This is a genomic window from Proteus sp. TJ1640 (genome assembly GCF_003144445.1).
In the GTDB taxonomy this organism is placed as follows: Bacteria; Pseudomonadota; Gammaproteobacteria; order Enterobacterales; family Enterobacteriaceae; genus Proteus; species Proteus penneri.
Genome location: NZ_PENY01000021.1, coordinates 123,095 through 142,291, shown reverse-complemented (window position 1 = coordinate 142,291; position 19,197 = coordinate 123,095). Strand labels below are relative to the sequence as shown.

Below are 19,197 nucleotides of genomic sequence, written 5' to 3'. Positions count from 1 at the left end.
ATAATTTTAAAAAGAGGTCGCCATCGCCACCTCTTTTTAGTCATCTTACTTAATCGTTTTAACACCTTCAGACGTTCCCATTAAAACGACATTTGCACCACGATTAGCAAATAATCCTACTGTAACCACTCCTGGAATACTGTTAATTTTATTTTCCAGTTCAATAGGGTTAAGAATTGTTAAGTTATGAACGTCTAAAATAACGTTTCCATTATCTGTTACCACGTTTTCACGATATTCAGGCAAGCCACCCAGTTTAACCAACTCTCGAGCGACATAAGAGCGCGCCATTGGAATAACTTCAACAGGTAGAGGGAATTTACCTAATACATCGACTTGTTTAGATTCATCAACGATACAGATAAATGTTTTTGCCACACCTGCAATAATTTTTTCTCGCGTTAATGCAGCACCGCCACCTTTGATCATTTGCATATGGTGATTGATTTCATCAGCACCATCAACATAGATATCTAAAGAATCGACTTCATTACAGTCGAAAACAGGAATGCCGTAACTTTTTAATTTTGCAGTTGATGCTTCTGAACTTGAAACAGTGCCTTCGATTTGACCTTTCATTGTTGCTAATGCATCAATAAAGTGAGAAGCCGTGGAACCAGTACCGACACCCACAATCGTGCCTGGTTTTACATATTCAAGCGCTGCCCAACCTACTGCTTTTTTCAATTCATCCTGAGTCATTTAAAAAACCTTATTTATCACATTAATGGATTAAGAATAGCATATTGCATTCAAAACTAGCACCGGACACATCAAAAACTGAGAAGCAACATTTTAACTCATTACAACCAAAAATATGGCATAGTAAGCAATAGAATATAAAATCGAAGAGAGTCTGTTAATGAAACGCCCTGATTATCGAGCATTACAAGCCCTTGATGCGGTCATCCGAGAACGTGGTTTTGAAAGAGCTGCGCAAAAGTTATGTATTACACAATCTGCCGTTTCTCAGCGTATCAAACAGTTAGAAAATTTATTTGGGCAGCCGCTATTAGTCAGAACTGTTCCACCTCAACCCACTGAGCAAGGACAAAAATTATTAGCGCTATTGCATCAAGTAGAATTGCTTGAAGAGCAATGGTTAGGTGATGAAAATAGCGGCTCTACACCTCTTTTACTCTCTTTGGCGGTGAATGCGGATAGTTTGGCAACGTGGTTATTACCCGCTTTGCACCCTGTCTTAACGCAACTGCCTATTCGTCTTAATATTCAAGTAGAGGATGAAACTCGTACTCAAGAACGATTAAGGCGAGGTGAAGTCGTTGGTGCAATCAGTATTCAACCACAAGCACTACCAAGTTGCCTTGTCGATCAATTAGGCGCACTTGATTATCTATTTGTGGCTTCTCCTGATTTTGCTCAGCGTTATTTTGTAAATGGCGTAACTAAGTCGTCGTTATTAAAAGCGCCAGCAGTCGCATTTGACCATCTTGATGATATGCATCAGGCATTTTTACAACAAAATTTCGGTTTATCTCCAGGTAGTGTGCCGTGTCATATCGTGAACTCCTCTGAAGCCTTTGTGCAATTAGCTAAACAAGGTTCGACATGTTGCATGATCCCACATCTACAAATTGCTAATGAACTAAAAAGCGGAGAGTTGGTTGATTTAACACCGGGACTTTGCCAACGACGTATGCTCTATTGGCACCGCTTTGCACCAGAAAGTAGAACCATGAGAAAAGTAACAGATGCACTGATTGATTTTGGCCGTAAGGTTTTAAAACAAGGTGAAGAGTAATACATTATTTTATCTTGCTACCATAAAGAATAGGCTTCATATTGAAGCCTATTCTATTTTATTGCAGTACAATTATTTAGTGCGTTTTAATTCAAAAACCACATCCACATAATCTTTAAATTCAATACTTTGTTGTTGATAAGTTTCTTGTACAGCGGCAGGTGCTTGTGCTTTCAATGTCATTGCATCCATACGCACTTGTGCGATTGGATAAGGCGTTGCCTCTGGTGCTCGATAACTTACACTATAGACTGCACCTAAATCAGCGCCAAAACCTTTTGCAACTGAACTTGCTTGATCAATCGCGTTTTTAATCGCCACTTCACGTGCTTTCGCTTTATATTGCTCTGGATTATTAACACCAAATTCAACGTTATTAATCTCATTTAAACCCGCCGCTAATGCGCCATCAAGTAGCGTATTAAGCTGTTCTAATTTCTTAATTTTAACATTAACAGTACGTGTTGCTGTATAACCATTAATCACCGAACGCTCTGCTTTTTTATCATACTCATAGTTTGGTTGAGTACGAATATTAGCAGCATCGATATCTTCCTTCACAACACCATTTTCTTTTAAGAAGGCAAAATATTTTGCAACACGCTCATCAACTTGTTTCTTAGCCTGAGCAGCATCTTTTGCTCTTTCGCTAACCTGAATATTTAATGTCGCCATATCAGGAGCTGCTTTAATTGTCGCATTACCCGATGTTGTAATATGTGGTCCTTCTGGCTCCGATGCAGCTAGTGCAATGGAAGGTAATCCCAACGTAAACACGGATGCTAATACAATTGCTTTTAATTTCACAAAAACCCCCCTGACAAAATAAATTTTAATGCCCTGTTTTTAGGACTAAGAAGAACATTAGCATATATGATGTAAAGTTCTTTAAGATTAAAAGAGAGTTTTCCATCCTTGTGCCGCTAATTGAACAGCAATAAACCACATTACACATCCTACAAACAAATTAATGATGCGTTGAGAGCGTGTTTTGCTTAATATTGGAGAAAACCAAGCCGCAAGTAGTGATAATGCGAAAAACCAACTTATAGAGGCAAATACTGCACCAATTGTAAACCAAGGGCGAAGATCTGTGGTTAATTGTCCACCAATACTGCCTATCACAACAAAAGTATCTAAATAAACATGAGGATTAAGCCAAGTTACGGCAATTAATGTCACAATCACACGCCAACGGCTTTTTACCTGATTTTCACTTTGTGATAGTTCAATATCTTTTGAAAAAGCTGTTTTAAATGCATTCCAACCATACCAAAGTAAAAATGCCACGCCTCCCCATGTGATCAATAATAAAAGCGTTTCTGATTGACTGAGTAATGCACTGCCACCAAAAACACCCGCTGTTATTAATACAACATCACTTAAAGCGCATAAAAATGCACTCATTAAATGAAATTGTTTTTTACTCCCTTGTTGTAAAACAAAAGCATTCTGAGCACCTATAGGTAAAATCATGGCAGCACTTAATAAAAAACCCTGAAAAAAAGTTGTAAACATGCAAAATACCTTAATAATTATTCGTTAGATATTAGCTGAATAATAGAGGGGTTTTGATATTAGAGGAAATGAATCATTCTTATCGATAATAAGAAAAACTAATGGCGATAAAGACAAAAAAAGCCACGTTATTAACGTGGCTTTATGTCATTTATTTACTGTAAAACTACTCGGTTTTAGCTGTTGTATTTTGTGTTTGATGCATATAAACATCCATTTGTGGGAATGGAATACCAATATTATTTGCATCTAATGCGCGTTTAAAATTTTCCATTAAATCCCAATAAACCGGCAATGCATCAGCATTCGTTGTCCAAACTCGTACCACAAAATTTAATGAAGATGGCGCCATTTCATGTAAACGGATCGTCACGTCTTGTTCATGTTGAATACGTTTGTCTTTTGCAACAACGTCACCCAATACTTGTTTTACTTTATCAATATCAGCATCATAAGCGACACCAACAATAATTTGAGTACGGCGATTAGGCTCGCGACTTAAGTTGATCACTTCACTACTGATAATTTTACTATTTGGGATAACAATAATTCTGTCATCTGCTGAGCGTAATGTTGTAGAAAAAATCTGCACATCTTTCACAGTACCTTCTACAGAGCCAATCATCACATATTCATCCGTACGAATTGGACGGAAAATAACAATTAATACACCAGCAGCAAAGTTAGACAGCGAACCTTGTAATGCTAAACCGACGGCTAAACCGGCAGCACCTAGCACTGCGATAACAGACGCTGTTTGAACCCCTAATCGTCCTAATACTGCAATTAAGGTAAAAGCAACAACGGTATAACGAACTAGGACAGACAAAAACGTCACAACAGTAGCATCAATATGGCGCAATGTTAAAACTCTGGCGACACCTTTACTAATCATTTTTGCCACAAAAAGACCGACAAATAGTATCAAAAATGCAGCAATAATATTTACCGCATACTGAATAAAGAGATCCTGATTTGCGACAAACCAACCTGTTGCTTCATCTAAACTAGCGGGTAAATCATTCATTAGACCACCTTTTAAACTTAAAACGTAATGAAAAGAATAGTAATTCAATAGTATATTGTGGCAGATTTATTCAAGAAATATATAGGATTTGTTAATTTCTTCTATTATCCAGAATAAATAACCGATATTTTTGTAACATAGTAGCAAAATCATCTAAACCACAAAAAGAGATGCTTTCATTATCGTAATAGCTCATGCCCTCTTCCATTTCATCTGTCTCAAAATGCAAGGTATTGGCTCTTACCATCACTTCTTCGTCATCAATAGAAAGACTGTATTCTTTACCGATAAGTTCCCACTGTCTTTCACTGCCTTTAATACCTTCCATTTCTTCAAGAATTTGATCTATCAGACTAATATCGCCTTGAATTTCATCATTCAACCAATAGCCTATTGCTTCATGATCCATCGAAAAACGGGCTAGTATACCGCCAGTGAGATCTCGCTGAAATTCATAATCCATGGTGTACGCCCCTTATAAAGCTCTCGCTTTTTTAATAAAAAATATCTTATTCTTATTATGACAAAAATAACAAAAAACGGGAGGCATTTGCCTCCCGTTTGTTCACATAAAATACTTTAAAGCAATAAATTAACCGTTATACCGTTGTTTGGAAAATAACTTGATCCGCTTTATCCGTATATTGCTCTAGTTGATCAAAGTTTAGATAACGATAAGTATCTTCTGCAGTTTCATCCACTTTACTCATGAAATCCAAATACTCTTGTGGCTCAGGTAAACGACCTAGTAATGAAGCCACTGCCGCAAGCTCCGCAGAAGCAAGATACACATTTGCACCTGTACCTAAGCGGTTAGGGAAGTTACGTGTCGAAGTTGAGACGACGGTTGCACCATCAGCCACTCGCGCTTGGTTACCCATACAGAGTGAACAGCCTGGCACTTCAATGCGCGCGCCACTCTTACCAAAGACGCTATAATAGCCCTCTTCCGTCAATTGCGCTGCATCCATTTTTGTTGGTGGAGCAACCCACAAGCGTGTTGGTAATTGACCTTTGTGTTGATCAAGCAGTTTACCCGCAGCACGGAAGTGACCAATGTTAGTCATACAAGAACCAATGAACACTTCATCAATTTTGCTGTTTGCCACTTCAGACAGTAGGCGAGCATCATCTGGATCGTTAGGCGCACATAGAATTGGCTCTTTGATCTCATTTAAATCAATTTCGATCACTGCGGCATATTCTGCATCAGCATCCGCTTCAAGTAATTGCGGATCTTTCAGCCAGTTCTCCATCGAAGTGATGCGACGTTCAATCGTACGACGATCACCATAACCTTCAGCAATCATCCATTTCAGTAAGATGATATTAGATTGCAGGTACTCAATAATAGGCGCTTTATCCAGTTTAATAGTACAACCCGCCGCTGAACGTTCAGCTGATGCATCAGCAAGCTCAAAAGCTTGTTCTACTTTCAGTTCTGGTAAGCCTTCAATCTCAAGAATACGACCAGAGAAAATGTTTTTCTTACCTTTTTTCTCAACTGTCAGTAAACCATCTTGGATCGCATAATAAGGAATAGCATGAACCAAATCACGCAGTGTCACACCCGGTTGCATTTCACCTTTAAAACGTACCAGAACAGATTCTGGCATATCTAATGGCATAACCCCAGTTGCTGCTGCAAAAGCCACTAGACCAGAGCCTGCTGGGAATGAGATACCAATAGGGAAACGAGTATGCGAATCACCACCCGTACCAACAGTATCAGGTAATAACATACGATTTAACCATGAGTGAATAATACCATCGCCCGGACGCAGTGAAACACCACCACGATTCATAATAAAGTCAGGCAAAGTGTGATGCGTTGTAACGTCTACCGGTTTTGGATAAGCAGCAGTATGACAGAATGATTGCATCACTAAATCAGCAGAGAAACCAAGACAAGCTAAGTCTTTTAGCTCATCACGAGTCATTGGACCCGTTGTGTCTTGTGAACCTACTGAAGTCATTTTAGGCTCACAATATTCGCCAGGACGAATACCTGTACGACCACAAGCACGACCAACCATTTTCTGAGCTAATGAGAAACCACGGTTGCTTTCTTCAACAGATTTAGCATGACGGAATAGCGTGCTAGCTGGTAAGCCTAGTGATTCACGCGCTTTTGACGTTAACCCACGACCAATGATCAATGGAATACGACCACCAGCACGAACTTCATCAATTAATACTTCTGTTTTCAGCTCAAAGGTTTCTAGTAACTCATTCGTTTCATGGTTACGAATTTCACCTTTATATGGGTAAATATCAATAACATCACCCATATTTAATTTAGAAACATCAACTTCGATAGGCAATGCACCTGCATCTTCCATTGTGTTAAAGAAGATAGGTGCAATTTTACCACCGAGAACAACCCCGCCACCACGTTTATTAGGAACGAATGGAATATCATCTCCCATAAACCAAAGTACAGAGTTTGTCGCTGATTTACGAGAAGAACCCGTCCCTACAACGTCACCAACATAAGCCAGTGGGAAGCCTTTTTTATTTAATGCTTCGATTTGTTTGATAGGACCAACACTACCCGGTTGATCTGGTTCAATTCCTTCGCGCGCATTTTTTAACATGGCTAAAGCATGTAATGGGATATCTGGGCGGGACCAAGCATCAGGTGCTGGAGATAAGTCATCGGTATTGGTTTCACCAGTGACTTTAAATACGGTAACAGTAATTTTTTCTGCTAATTCGGGGCGCTCAGTAAACCACTGCGCATCAGCCCAAGATTGCATAATCTGTTTAGCATAAACGTTGCCTGTTTTGGCTTTTTCTTCAACATCATAGAAGTTATCGAACATCAGTAATGTGTGAGAAAGCGCTTTGGCTGCAATTGGGGCTAATTTATCGTTATCCAGAGATTCAATTAAAGCATGAATATTATAGCCACCTTGCATGGTACCTAATAATTCAACGGCTTTTTCTGGCGAGATAAGAGGTGATGTGGTTTCGCCTTTCGCGAGGGCAGTTAAAAAACCCGCCTTAACATAGGCAGCTTCATCAACTCCAGGTGGAACACGGTTAACAATTAAATCAAGAAGAAATTCTTCTTCACCTTTAGGGGGATTTTTTAATAGCTCAACAAGTGCGGCTGTTTGTGTTGCATCGAGAGGTTTTGGAACGACACCTTCAGCTGCACGCTCTGCTACGTGCTTACGGTATTCTTCTAGCACGACTGTCTCCTCGCTTCTTTGTCATTTTGTATAACCCGGCTGTCTGCACCTTATTAATAAAGTGCCAGGTCAGAGGATCTTTTGCTCGCATAAAACATAAGAGGTTGTGAAATTATGCCCAGCTAAGGGCTATCAGCATAGCAAATCTTCAACACGATGTTAATTCGTTCACATAAAAGTAACATTAATCAAATTCAAATATCTACTTATTCAGATTAAAACACTTAAACAAAATATATAACAGGGACTTTTAACCAAGATTTTGGTTAATAACCACACTTTTTATAGTTTTTTTCATCCGCAAATTAGCACTAAAGTTAAATTAGCGATTAAATAAACAACAGAAAAGTCTAATCGCTAATATTACCCTTCACTATGCAATGCAAGTTTCAACAAAAAGACATAAAAAAAGAGCCAAGTTCTTTAAAGAACTTAGCCCTTATCATTTAAGCTACTTTAGTAAACTGTTTTTAGTAAACCGTTTTCAGTCAACTATGTTCAGTAAACAAGTCGCTTATTTTTTCTTTTTCGCTTTTGGATTTGGCAGGTCAGTGATACTACCTTCAAATACTTCCGCAGCCATACCGATTGATTCGTATAACGTTGGGTGAGCGTGGATAGTTAATGCGATATCTTCAGCATCACAACCCATTTCGATTGCTAGACCGATTTCACCTAACAGTTCACCACCGTTAGAACCAACAATTGCACCACCGATAACTCGGTTAGTTTCTTTGTCGAAAATCAGTTTAGTCATACCATCTGCACAATCTGATGCGATTGCACGGCCTGATGCGGCCCAAGGGAAAGAAGCTACTTCATAGCTAACGCCTTTCTCTTTCGCTTCTTTTTCTGTCATACCAACCCATGCAACTTCTGGTTCAGTATAAGCGATTGATGGAATAACTTTAGGATCGAAGTAATGTTTTTTACCAGAGATAACTTCTGCTGCAACGTGACCTTCATGAACACCTTTGTGAGCCAGCATTGGTTGACCAACAATGTCTCCGATAGCAAAAATGTGAGGTACATTAGTACGCATTTGTTTATCAACATGGATAAAGCCACGATCATCAACTTCGATGCCCGCTTTACCTGCGTCTAATAATTTGCCGTTAGGCACACGACCAATAGCAACTAATACTGCATCGTAACGTTGTGGTTCTGCTGGCGCTTTTTTGCCTTCCATTGTTACGTAGATACCATCTTCTTTTGCTTCAACCGCAGTTACTTTGGTTTCTAGCATCAGGTTAAATTTCTTGCTGATACGTTTGGTAAATACTTTAACCACGTCTTTGTCAGCAGCAGGAATAACCTGATCAAACATTTCAACTACGTCAATCTGAGAACCCAGAGAGTGATAAACCGTTCCCATTTCCAGACCGATGATACCGCCACCCATAACCAGTAAACGCTCTGGTACGGTTTTCAGTTGCAGTGCATCTGTTGAATCCCATACTCGTGGGTCTTCATGTGGAATGAATGGTAGTTCGATTGGACGTGAGCCGGCAGCAACGATTGCATTTTCAAAAGTGATGGTAGTTGTACCTTCACCACCTTCAACAGACAATGTGTGAGAACCTGTGAATCGTGCTTCGCCATTAACAACAGTCACTTTACGGCCTTTAGCCATGCCCGCTAAGCCACCGGTTAACTGAGAAATAACTTTGTCTTTCCAGATGCGAATTTTGTCGATATCTGTTTTTGGTGCATCAAAAACAACACCGTGCTCAGATAATGCTTTCGCTTCTTCGATAACTTTAGCAACGTGGAGTAACGCTTTAGAAGGGATACAACCCACGTTCAGACAAACACCACCTAAAGTAGAGTGACGTTCAACTAAAACTGTTTCTAAACCTAAGTCAGCGCAACGGAACGCCGCGGAATAACCCGCAGGGCCTGCACCGAGAACCACTACCTGTGCTTTAATTTCAGTACTCATCGTGACCTCATTATTTATTTGTCCGGCGAGTCAGACGAAAATCCATATTTAACACCGAGACTTACATACCGCATGCAGTTTACAGAAATGTTAATAAACTGAAAAGCGCTCTAACATGACGGATCTCACAACCTAAGATGTATGACTGTAAAATCCATCACTGTAATCAGAGAAACCGGCGCTAAGCACCGGTTTAAATAATTACATTACCAAACGACGTAAATCGCTCATGTACTGATTAATCAGAGTGATGAATCGAGCACCGTCAGCACCATCGATCACACGGTGATCGAAAGATAGTGACATTGGTAGAATCAAGCGTGGTACGAATTCTTTACCATTCCATACTGGTTTCATAGAAGAACGGGAAAGTCCCATAATCGCAACTTCTGGTGCGTTAACGATTGGTGCAAAACCGGTAGTACCGATACCACCAAGGCTAGAAATAGTGAAACATCCGCCTTGCATATCTGCAGCTGTCAGTTTACCTGCACGTGCTTTCTTAGAAACTTCAGCTAACTCATAAGACAGTTCAATAATGCCTTTTTTGTTAACATCTTTGAAAACAGGAACAACTAAACCGTTAGGTGTATCTACAGCAATACCAATATTGATGTATTTTTTCAGGATCAGTTTCTGTCCATCTTCAGAGATAGAGCTGTTAAAGCGTGGCATATCGGCCAGTGCTTTTGCTGCTGCTTTCATCACGAAGACTAACGGAGTGATCTTAACATCCAGTTTTTTCTTCTCTGCTTCTTTATTTTGCTGTTTACGGAATTCTTCAACCTCAGTGATATCTGCTTCATCGAACAGATTTACGTGAGGGATCATCACCCAGTTACGGCTTAAGTTAGCACCAGAGATTTTCTGGATACGGCTTAATTCAACTTCTTCAATTTCACCGAACTTACTGAAGTCAACTTTCGGCCAAGGTAACATGCCTGGTAATCCGCCACCTGCATTCGCTGGTGCAGATTCAGCACGTTTAATTAACTCTTTCACGTAAGACTGAACGTCTTCACGTAAGATACGGCCTTTACGACCAGTACCTTTCACTTTCGCTAAGTTCACACCAAATTCACGCGCCAAGCGACGAATAACAGGTGTTGCATGAACGTAAGCATCATTTTCAACGAATTCTTCTTTCGCCGCTGGCGCAGTCGCTTGTGCTTTAGCAGGTGCTGCCGGTGCAGAACTTGCTGGTGCTGGCGCAGTTGCCGCTGGTGCTTGAGCAACAGGTGCTGCACCTGCAACTTCAAACATCATGATCAGTGAGCCAGTTTTCACTTTGTCGCCCACCGCAATTTTGATCTCTTTAACCACACCTGCAAATGGTGCTGGAACTTCCATAGAAGCTTTGTCACCTTCAACGGTGATCAGTGATTGTTCTTCGGAGATGGAATCACCGACTTTAACCATCACTTCAGTCACTTCAACTTCGTCATCACCGATATCTGGTACATTCACTTCTTTCACAGCAGATGTTGCTGGTGCAGATGCTGCTGGAGCTGGTGCTGCCTGAGCAACAGGTGCGCTACCTGCAACTTCAAACACCATGATAAGAGAGCCTGTGCTCACTTTATCACCCGTTGCGATTTTGATTTCTTTCACTACACCAGCAAATGGAGCTGGAACTTCCATAGAAGCTTTATCACCTTCTACAGTGATCAGTGATTGTTCTTCAGCAACGCTATCGCCCACTTTTACCATCACTTCGGTAACTTCAACTTCGTCACCGCCGATATCAGGTACATGAACTTCTTTTAATTCAGCTGTCGCAGGCGCAGCGGCTGGTGCAGGTGCTTCAGCTTGAGCAGGTGCAGCTTGCGCAGCATCTTCTGCTTCAAAAATCATGATAAGAGAACCGGTTTGAACTTTATCGCCCACAGCAATTTTGATCTCTTTCACTACACCCGCTTGTGGTGATGGGACTTCCATAGAAGCTTTGTCGCCTTCTACAGTAATTAAGGATTGTTCTTCCTCAATACGGTCGCCCACTTTCACCATCACTTCGGTGACTTCAACTTCATCCGCACCGATATCTGGGACTTTAATTTCAATAGACATTCACTTTACCTCTTACGCCAGACGTGGGTTTACTTTTTCAGGGTTGATGTTGTATTTATTGATTGCTTCTTCAACAACCTTCACATCAATCTCACCACGTTTAGCTAATTCACCTAATGCAGCAACAATCACATAAGAAGTATCAACTTCGAAGTGGTGACGTAGGTTTTCACGGCTATCAGAACGACCGAAACCATCTGTACCTAATACGCGGTAATCATCTGCTGGTACATAAGTACGAACTTGTTCAGCGAACAGTTTCATATAGTCAGTAGAGGCTACAGCTGGTGCATCATTCATAATTTGAGCGATGTAAGGTACACGCGGTGCTTCAGATGGGTGTAGCATGTTCCAACGTTCACAATCTTGACCATCACGAGCCAATTCAGTGAATGAAGTTACGCTATAAACATCAGAACCAATACCGTATTCAGTAGACAGGATTTGTGCTGCTTCACGAACGTGACGCAGAATAGAACCTGAACCCAGTAACTGAACTTTACCTTTCGCGCCTTCCAGTGATTCTAGTTTGTAGATACCTTTACGGATACCTTCTTCAACACCGGCTGGCATTGCTGGCATATGGTAGTTTTCATTCAGTGTAGTGATGTAGTAATAAACGTTTTCTTGTTTATCACCATACATACGCTCTAAACCATCCTGCATGATAACAGCAACTTCATAAGCGAATGCTGGATCATAAGAAATACAGTTAGGGATAGTTAGCGATTGAATATGGCTATGACCATCTTCGTGTTGTAGACCTTCACCGTTAAGTGTTGTACGGCCTGAAGTACCACCTATTAAGAAACCACGAGCTTGTTGGTCACCTGCTGCCCAGCATAGGTCGCCAATACGTTGGAAACCAAACATTGAGTAGTAGATATAGAATGGGATCATTGGCAGATTGTTAGTGCTGTAAGATGTTGCAGCTGCTAACCAAGATGCGCCAGCACCCAGTTCGTTGATACCTTCTTGCAGAATTTGGCCTTTAACGTCTTCTTTATAGTAAGCAACTTGCTCACGATCTTGAGGCGTATATTGTTGGCCATTCGGGCTATAAATACCGATTTGACGGAACAGACCTTCCATACCGAAAGTACGTGCTTCGTCAGCAATAATAGGTACTAAACGATCTTTGATAGATTTATTTTTCAACATCACGTTCAGTGCACGAACGAATGCGATAGTTGTAGAAATCTCTTTAGATTGTTCTTCCAGTAATTGGCTGAAATCTTCCAGTGTCGGAATATCCAGTTTTTCGTCAAAACGAGGACGACGAGCTGGTAGGTAACCGCCTAAATCCTGACGACGTGCGTGCAGATATTTGTATTCTTCTGACTCTTTATCAAAAGTAATATAAGGCAGGTCTTTGATTTGCTCATCAGCAACTGGAATATTGAAACGATCACGGAAATGGTGAACACCATCCATGTTCATTTTTTTAACTTGGTGAGCGATGTTTTTACCTTCTGCTGTTTCACCCATACCATAACCTTTAATGGTTTGAGCTAAAATAACAGTTGGTTTGTTTTGAGTGTCTTTTGCTTTTTGGAATGCTGCAAAGACTTTCTTCGGATCGTGACCACCACGGTTTAGTGCCCAGATTTCATCATCAGTCATATCTTTAACTAATGCAGCAGTTTCTGGGTAACGATTGAAGAAGTGCTCGCGAACATAAGCGCCATCACGAGATTTAAATGTCTGGTAATCACCATCCAGAGTTTCATTCATTAATTGAATGAGTTTACCAGAGGTGTCTTTACGCAGAAGCTCATCCCAACGATCGCCCCACATGACTTTGATAACGTTCCAGCCAGCACCCGCAAAGATACCTTCTAATTCGTTAACAATTTTGCCGTTACCAGTAACTGGGCCATCAAGACGTTGTAAGTTACAGTTAACAACGAAGCACAGATTATCTAATTTTTCGCGAACTGCGATGGTGATTGCACCTTTAGATTCTGGCTCGTCCATCTCTCCGTCGCCTAAGAACGCATAAACCGTTTGTTTAGTCGTATCTTTTAAGCCACGGTGATTCAAATATTTCAGGAATTTAGCTTGGTAAATTGCAGATAGTGGTCCCAGACCCATAGAAACAGTTGGGAACTGCCAGAATTCAGGCATTAATTTAGGGTGTGGATAAGAAGATAAACCTTTACCACCAATTTCTTGACGGAAGTTGTTTAATTGCTCTTCAGTTAAACGACCTTCTAAGAATGCACGTGCATAGATACCTGGGGAGATATGGCCTTGGAAATAAACCAAGTCGCCGCCATCATTGTCATTATGGGCACGGAAGAAGTGATTAAAGCATACTTCATATAACGTTGCAGAAGACTGGTATGACGCCATGTGTCCGCCGAGTTCCAAATCTTTTTTGGATGCACGCAGAACCATCATTACTGCGTTCCAGCGAATAGCAGAACGAATACGACGCTCTAATTCCAGATTGCCAGGGTAAGCGGGTTCATCTTCAGCAGGAATGGTATTGATATAATCACTGTGTACAGCACCGCCTAAAGCGATATTAAGACCACCATTACGGGCTTGTTTTAATACCTGATCAATCAGGAACTGTGCACGCTCAACACCTTCTTCACGGATGACCGAGTCGATCGCTTGTAACCAGTCGCGAGTTTCGATCGGATCCACGTCATTTTTCAGCATATCTGACATGGTGTATTCCTTATCTGTTATCTGTTTTTAATGGTTATGGGAGCCTATCTTCCCGTTATACCCATCTGATATGACGGGAAGATAGGCCCTGCTGTTATTACCGCTTCCCCTGAAAATCACAGGGCGATAGGTAGTACAGACTCAGCGGTCAGGATCTGTGCTACTAAAATAAATCAGGATGTTGTTGTAGCCGGCGCAAAGAGCGCTCACGGCGAGTATGTTCACGACTCATATCCAACAAAACATCTTCAATAAAGGCCAAATGGCGATGTGAAGCTTCACGCGCTACCTCCGGCTCTCTATTAATAATAGCCTGATAAATCTGACTACGATGTTCACTTACTGCTGTTAACATCTCTTTACGAGTGTAAAGAAACTCAAAATTCTGGCGAATATTTTGCTCAAGCATTGGCACCATGCATCGTAATAGATGCAATAAAACAACATTATGAGCAGCTTCCGTAACAATTAATTGATATTGCAATACCGCTTCAGATTCAGCGACTAAATCACCCTTTTCGTGGGCTTTCAAGATGCAATCATGACTAGCTTTGATACGTTCAAGATCTTCATCGGTGCCACGTAATGCAGCATAATATGCAGCAATACCTTCAAGTGCATGGCGCGTTTCTAAAAGATCAAATTGAGATTCGGGATGTCCGCTAAGCAGTTGAGCTAAAGGATCACTAAAACTTTGCCAGAGATTGTGCTGAACAAAAGTACCACCGCCTTGGCGACGGAGTAAAAAACCTTTAGCTTCTAATTTTTGGATTGCTTCACGCAATGAAGGGCGAGATACATCAAATTGCTTCGCCAGTTCACGCTCAGGTAAGAGTTTTTCTCCCGGACGCAGAGTACCTTCTAAAATCAGATGTTCAAGCTGTTGCTCAATAACATCAGAAAGCTTAGGTTGGCGGATTTTTGTATAAGCCATATTGCTGAAAGCCATTATTGGATAACTATTACCTTAGTGATTGAGTTGTCAATTGGTAATACCAATTTAATATAACGGATAATAAAGTAACAAAGTATTCACTAACTGTCCATACAGTTGTTGAGCGAAATCATAAAAACCTGCAAATTTTAACAAATTATTTTAAAAATTCATCAAAAGTGATAACCAGATCGCATTATTCAGAAACGTCAAAAATAAATTTTTTAACGTTTTTTAAACACATAAACAGTCAAACTGAAGCGTGACAGCAATATTATTTTGAATTAAAACTCAAAATTAATGATTTAAAATTCAATTCGGCTGGTTATTTTGTTAACAAACTGCGGAAATAAGCCCAATCAAAGTGAGGCCCCGGATCAGTTTTTCTATTTGGTGCAACATCACTATGCCCAGTAATATTTTCTTCAATGGCAGGATACAGAGCAATAAGCGATTGAGTTATCTTCACTAATTGCTGATATTGCTGCTGAGTAAAATCGCATTCATCAGTACCTTCAAGCTCAATACCTATTGAGAAATCATTACATTTTTCTCTGCCTTTATATAAAGAAACGCCAGCATGCCATGCCCTCTCTGTAAAAGGCACATATTGTACAATTTCACCATCACGCCGAATAAGACAATGAGCAGATACTCTTAAACCGATTATTTCACTAAAAAAAGGATGATCTTGCTCTGATAATGTATTGGTAAAAAGTTGGTCAATATAAGGCCCACCAAATTGGCCTGGAGGCAAACTGATATTATGAACAATTAATAAAGAAGGAGACTCACCTTCAGGTCTCTTATCATGATTAGGTGAAGGAACCTGTCTAGCATCGATTAGCCAACCTTGTTTTATTTCCACATCAACCCTCTTTTATTTTGTTTTAGACATTATCAATAACTTTATTAGCTCATACTCATCAATAAATGCGAACTTTCCCTCAATAATAAAGGTTAAATATGTATATCTCCTTTTTCTTTTCGATATTTTACTCAAACTTTATTTTATTTATTCGCAAATAAAGTCCTTTTTTTTCATACTCCTAGTGTCTATTACTCAAGGAGGACGCTAGATGAATGTACTTAATTATCACTCTAATGAAGATGGTTTTACCCTTATGGAACTTATGATTGTGATTGCTATCATCTCGATTTTAAGCTCTGTTGCTATTCCGGCCTATCAAGGTTATATCCAAAAAGCCGCATTAACCGATGTATTGCAAACACTGTCGCCCTATCGTTCTGCGGTAGAATTATGTCGTTATGAAAATGAGCCTCAACACTGTAATTCTGATTCAACCTTTATGCCTCAACAATTTCGTAGTCGATATTTGTCTGATATTAATGTGTTAAACGGCGTGATTAGTGCAACTGGAAAATCTCAGCTTGATGGTCTAACGATTACAATGTCTCCAGAAAATAGAATTAACGACCTTCTTCCAGTCTGGAAAATACAATGTTCAGCAACAAATCTTACGTTGCAAAAACAGTGCAATGAAATTTTAAAATCAGATTAGTGCTTTAAATATAAAAGAGCACTCATATTGAGTGTTCTTATTATGTACTTTAAATATCGCAGACAACGCAGATAAATTAAAAAGTAAAAGTATAAAGAGGTAAAGAATGGATATCACACACTCTGCAACAGAATTTATTGAGCATCTATTACGTGAAAGTATTTTAAAACGCGTCTCTGATTTACATATAGAGCCTCAACAAACCAGTGTAAGAGTTCGCGCCAGAATAGATAATCATTTATATCTATTATCATCCCCTCCGGATGAATTCTCTGAAGAAATAGTCACTCGATTAAAGATACTTGCTAACTTAAATATTGCAGAAAAGCGGTTACCTCAAGATGGGCAATTTAGTTGGTCTTATCATGAAAAAAGATATTCAATACGAATCGCAACACTTCCCACGCTGTATGGTGAAAAAGTTGTTTTACGACTAATAAATAATTTACAACAACCAGAATTAAATCATCTAGGTTTTCAACTTACACACTTAACGCTACTAAAAAAATATTTAAATTTACCTCAAGGAATGATTTTAGTCACAGGGCCAACGGGAAGTGGAAAAACACTCACTTTATATAGTTGTTTACACTATTTAAATAGAGAGAACCTAAATATAAATAGTGTTGAAGATCCAATTGAATTACCTTTGAAGGGGATTAATCAAATTCAAATTTCTGAAAAATCAGGGATCTCATTCACGACAATATTACGAGCATTACTACGCCAAGATCCTGACATTATTATGGTAGGTGAAATACGTGATCAATCTACAGCCGAAATGGCAATAAAAGCAGCACAAACCGGGCACCTTGTATTATCAACCTTACATACTAATTCGGCTTCATCTACAATAATGCGTCTACATAACTTAGGTATTGAAAAAGATCTTATCCATTCCTGTATTAGTTTAATTATTTCACAACGATTAGTTCGTTGTTTATGTCCACACTGTAAAATATGCTTATCCAATAAACAGCATATTAATATCAATAAAGAAATAGTCGAATTACCAAATTGGCAAGCCGTTGGTTGTCAGCAATGCTGTTCAGGCTATAATGGAAGAACGGCTATTTATGACTGTTTTGAGCCGTCAAAACAAACACATTCATCCCTTTATCATTTATTCTATTCCGGTTTTTCGTTAATAAGACAAGGGATCACAACACTTGAGGAGGTTTATCAAGCGCTAGGAGATATTGAATGAAATTACAGCTGATTTATCACTATGATGCATTAACTTATCAAGGAGAATTATGCACTGGAAAAATACTTGCGTCCTCGAATAACGAAGCATTTATTAACTTAACTCAACAACAAAAAATCCCCATAAAAATTCGTTTATATAAGATCGTTTTATTTCAAGATGCTGATAAACAATATCGAATTCAATTATTCGAACAATTAGCTTTATTACTACATTCTGGTTTAGCACTTCTTCCTGCATTAACACTATTAAAAAATGAATGTCGTTATTCACATTGGCAATGTGTGTTAGAAGATATTATTTTTAACTTAATGCAAGGAGGTTCTCTTTCTAAACAATTAAATCGCTATCCACTTTATTTTCCGACCTCACTAAATCGTTTTGTTCTTATTGGTGAAGAAAGTGGAAAATTAGATGAAGTGATTACGCTGCAAATAATACAGTTAAAAAAACAGCGAGAGATTGTAAAAAAAATTAAAAAATCGTTTAAATATCCTGTCTTTTTACTGACTATATTAGTTTTTATTACCAGTATTATGTTGCTTTATGTTTTACCTGAATATCAGTCCTTATACAGCGCCTTTAATACAGAACTTCCTCATTTAACATTAATCCTGATTAATTTTTCACAATGGCTTACTGATTATATCAGTATGATAGCGTTTATCTTCATCGGTTTAATACTTTTTTATCGTTTAATTCGTTACTCTTTATCACCCTTTTATTTCGCTGAACAAGCTCTTCTTCTTCATACCCCCTATTTAGGTAAACTTTTAAAATATCAGCAATTACATCTTATTTTTCAAATAATCAGTATTACACAACAAGCAGGATTACCTTTATTACAAAGCTTAAAAATAGGAACAGAACAACTTTCACATCCTATTTATAAACAACTCCTTTCTAAAATGAGTGATCACATTATACAAGGTAAATCGTTGAGCTTATTTATGAAAAATGAGCCACTCTTTACGCCTATTTGTTATCAGTTTATTATTTGTGCAGAAAACTCTGGGCAATTGCTCTATTTTTGTCAGCAATTAAGTGATTGGTTTTATCATCAACTCGATGAGCAATTAAATGCCATTAGTGCTTGGTTAGAGCCAATACTTATGACGGTCATCGCATTGATTATTGGTACATTAATCATTGCTATGTATCTTCCTATATTACAGTTAGGTGATACTATACAGTGAATCACAATTTTTATGAGTGAGAGGCTGTTACTATGTTTTGCACTAACTCATTGATTGATGGTAATTCTATCACATATTATCAGGTAGGATGTTAGGGTAGCAGAAAATCACCTATCATAATAACCGAATAAAACCCAAATATTGC

Annotated in this window: 15 protein-coding genes; 4 read left to right on the top strand and 11 right to left on the bottom strand. The window is 39.1% G+C overall.

All coding sequences use genetic code 11. The features are described 5' to 3' along the window. Positions 1-45: 45 nt before the first annotated feature. The gene (gene rpiA, locus DK861_RS08090; protein ID WP_072063358.1) at positions 46-702 is read right to left on the bottom strand and encodes a ribose-5-phosphate isomerase RpiA; all 657 of its coding nucleotides are present in this window, start codon (positions 700-702) and stop codon (positions 46-48) included. A 160-nt stretch (positions 703-862) separates the two neighbouring features. Between rpiA and DK861_RS08085 the strand changes: the two genes are divergently transcribed. Further along, a complete protein-coding gene (locus DK861_RS08085) occupies positions 863-1,762 on the top strand; it encodes a LysR family transcriptional regulator ArgP (protein ID WP_072063359.1) in 900 nt (299 codons plus the stop codon). A gap of 72 nt (positions 1,763-1,834) precedes the next feature. On the opposite strand, the gene DK861_RS08080 is transcribed toward DK861_RS08085, so the two are convergent. The 10 genes from DK861_RS08080 to ampD form a co-directional block, all read right to left on the bottom strand. Further along, complete coding sequence (locus tag DK861_RS08080; RefSeq protein ID WP_006533709.1) at positions 1,835-2,569, bottom strand: oxidative stress defense protein; 735 nt, start codon at positions 2,567-2,569, stop codon at positions 1,835-1,837. 87 nt (positions 2,570-2,656) lie between these two features. Continuing rightward, complete coding sequence (argO, locus tag DK861_RS08075) at positions 2,657-3,280, bottom strand: arginine exporter ArgO (protein WP_072063360.1); 624 nt, start codon at positions 3,278-3,280, stop codon at positions 2,657-2,659. Positions 3,281-3,446: 166 nt separating this feature from the next. After that, a complete protein-coding gene (mscS, locus tag DK861_RS08070) occupies positions 3,447-4,307 on the bottom strand; it encodes a small-conductance mechanosensitive channel MscS (RefSeq protein WP_109399780.1) in 861 nt (286 codons plus the stop codon). Between the two features lie 91 nt (positions 4,308-4,398). Further along, positions 4,399-4,770, bottom strand: a complete 372-nt coding sequence (locus tag DK861_RS08065; RefSeq protein ID WP_109399779.1) for a YacL family protein — start codon at positions 4,768-4,770, stop codon at positions 4,399-4,401. A gap of 136 nt (positions 4,771-4,906) precedes the next feature. Beyond that, a complete protein-coding gene (acnB, locus tag DK861_RS08060) occupies positions 4,907-7,504 on the bottom strand; it encodes a bifunctional aconitate hydratase 2/2-methylisocitrate dehydratase (protein WP_109399778.1) in 2,598 nt (865 codons plus the stop codon). 514 nt (positions 7,505-8,018) lie between these two features. Next, complete coding sequence (gene lpdA / locus DK861_RS08055) at positions 8,019-9,446, bottom strand: dihydrolipoyl dehydrogenase (protein WP_072063363.1); 1,428 nt, start codon at positions 9,444-9,446, stop codon at positions 8,019-8,021. 201 nt (positions 9,447-9,647) lie between these two features. Further along, positions 9,648-11,513 carry a pyruvate dehydrogenase complex dihydrolipoyllysine-residue acetyltransferase gene (gene aceF / locus DK861_RS08050; protein WP_109399777.1) on the bottom strand — a complete coding sequence of 622 codons (1,866 nt, stop codon included), beginning with the start codon at positions 11,511-11,513 and terminating at the stop codon, positions 9,648-9,650. Positions 11,514-11,525: 12 nt separating this feature from the next. After that, a complete protein-coding gene (gene aceE, locus DK861_RS08045) occupies positions 11,526-14,192 on the bottom strand; it encodes a pyruvate dehydrogenase (acetyl-transferring), homodimeric type (RefSeq protein ID WP_072063365.1) in 2,667 nt (888 codons plus the stop codon). 163 nt (positions 14,193-14,355) lie between these two features. After that, entirely contained in the window at positions 14,356-15,126 is a 771-nt protein-coding gene (pdhR, locus tag DK861_RS08040) for a pyruvate dehydrogenase complex transcriptional repressor PdhR (RefSeq protein ID WP_072063494.1), read from the bottom strand. A 325-nt stretch (positions 15,127-15,451) separates the two neighbouring features. Then, positions 15,452-15,994, bottom strand: coding sequence for a 1,6-anhydro-N-acetylmuramyl-L-alanine amidase AmpD (gene ampD, locus DK861_RS08035; protein ID WP_006533724.1), 543 nt, complete (start codon positions 15,992-15,994; stop codon positions 15,452-15,454). A 211-nt stretch (positions 15,995-16,205) separates the two neighbouring features. Here ampD and ppdD point away from each other — a divergent pair, with 211 nt between their 5' ends. The 3 genes from ppdD (at position 16,206) to DK861_RS08020 (ending at position 19,052) form a co-directional block, all read left to right on the top strand. Then, positions 16,206-16,649 carry a prepilin peptidase-dependent pilin gene (gene ppdD, locus DK861_RS08030; RefSeq protein WP_109399776.1) on the top strand — a complete coding sequence of 148 codons (444 nt, stop codon included), beginning with the start codon at positions 16,206-16,208 and terminating at the stop codon, positions 16,647-16,649. Positions 16,650-16,755: 106 nt separating this feature from the next. Next, positions 16,756-17,856, top strand: a complete 1,101-nt coding sequence (locus DK861_RS08025; RefSeq protein ID WP_109399775.1) for an ATPase, T2SS/T4P/T4SS family — start codon at positions 16,756-16,758, stop codon at positions 17,854-17,856. Continuing rightward, on the top strand, positions 17,853-19,052 hold the full coding sequence (locus DK861_RS08020) for a type II secretion system F family protein (RefSeq protein WP_109399774.1): 1,200 nt from the start codon (positions 17,853-17,855) through the stop codon (positions 19,050-19,052). The genes DK861_RS08025 and DK861_RS08020 overlap by 4 nt, the downstream gene beginning before the upstream one ends. The last annotated feature ends 145 nt before the right edge of the window (positions 19,053-19,197 follow it).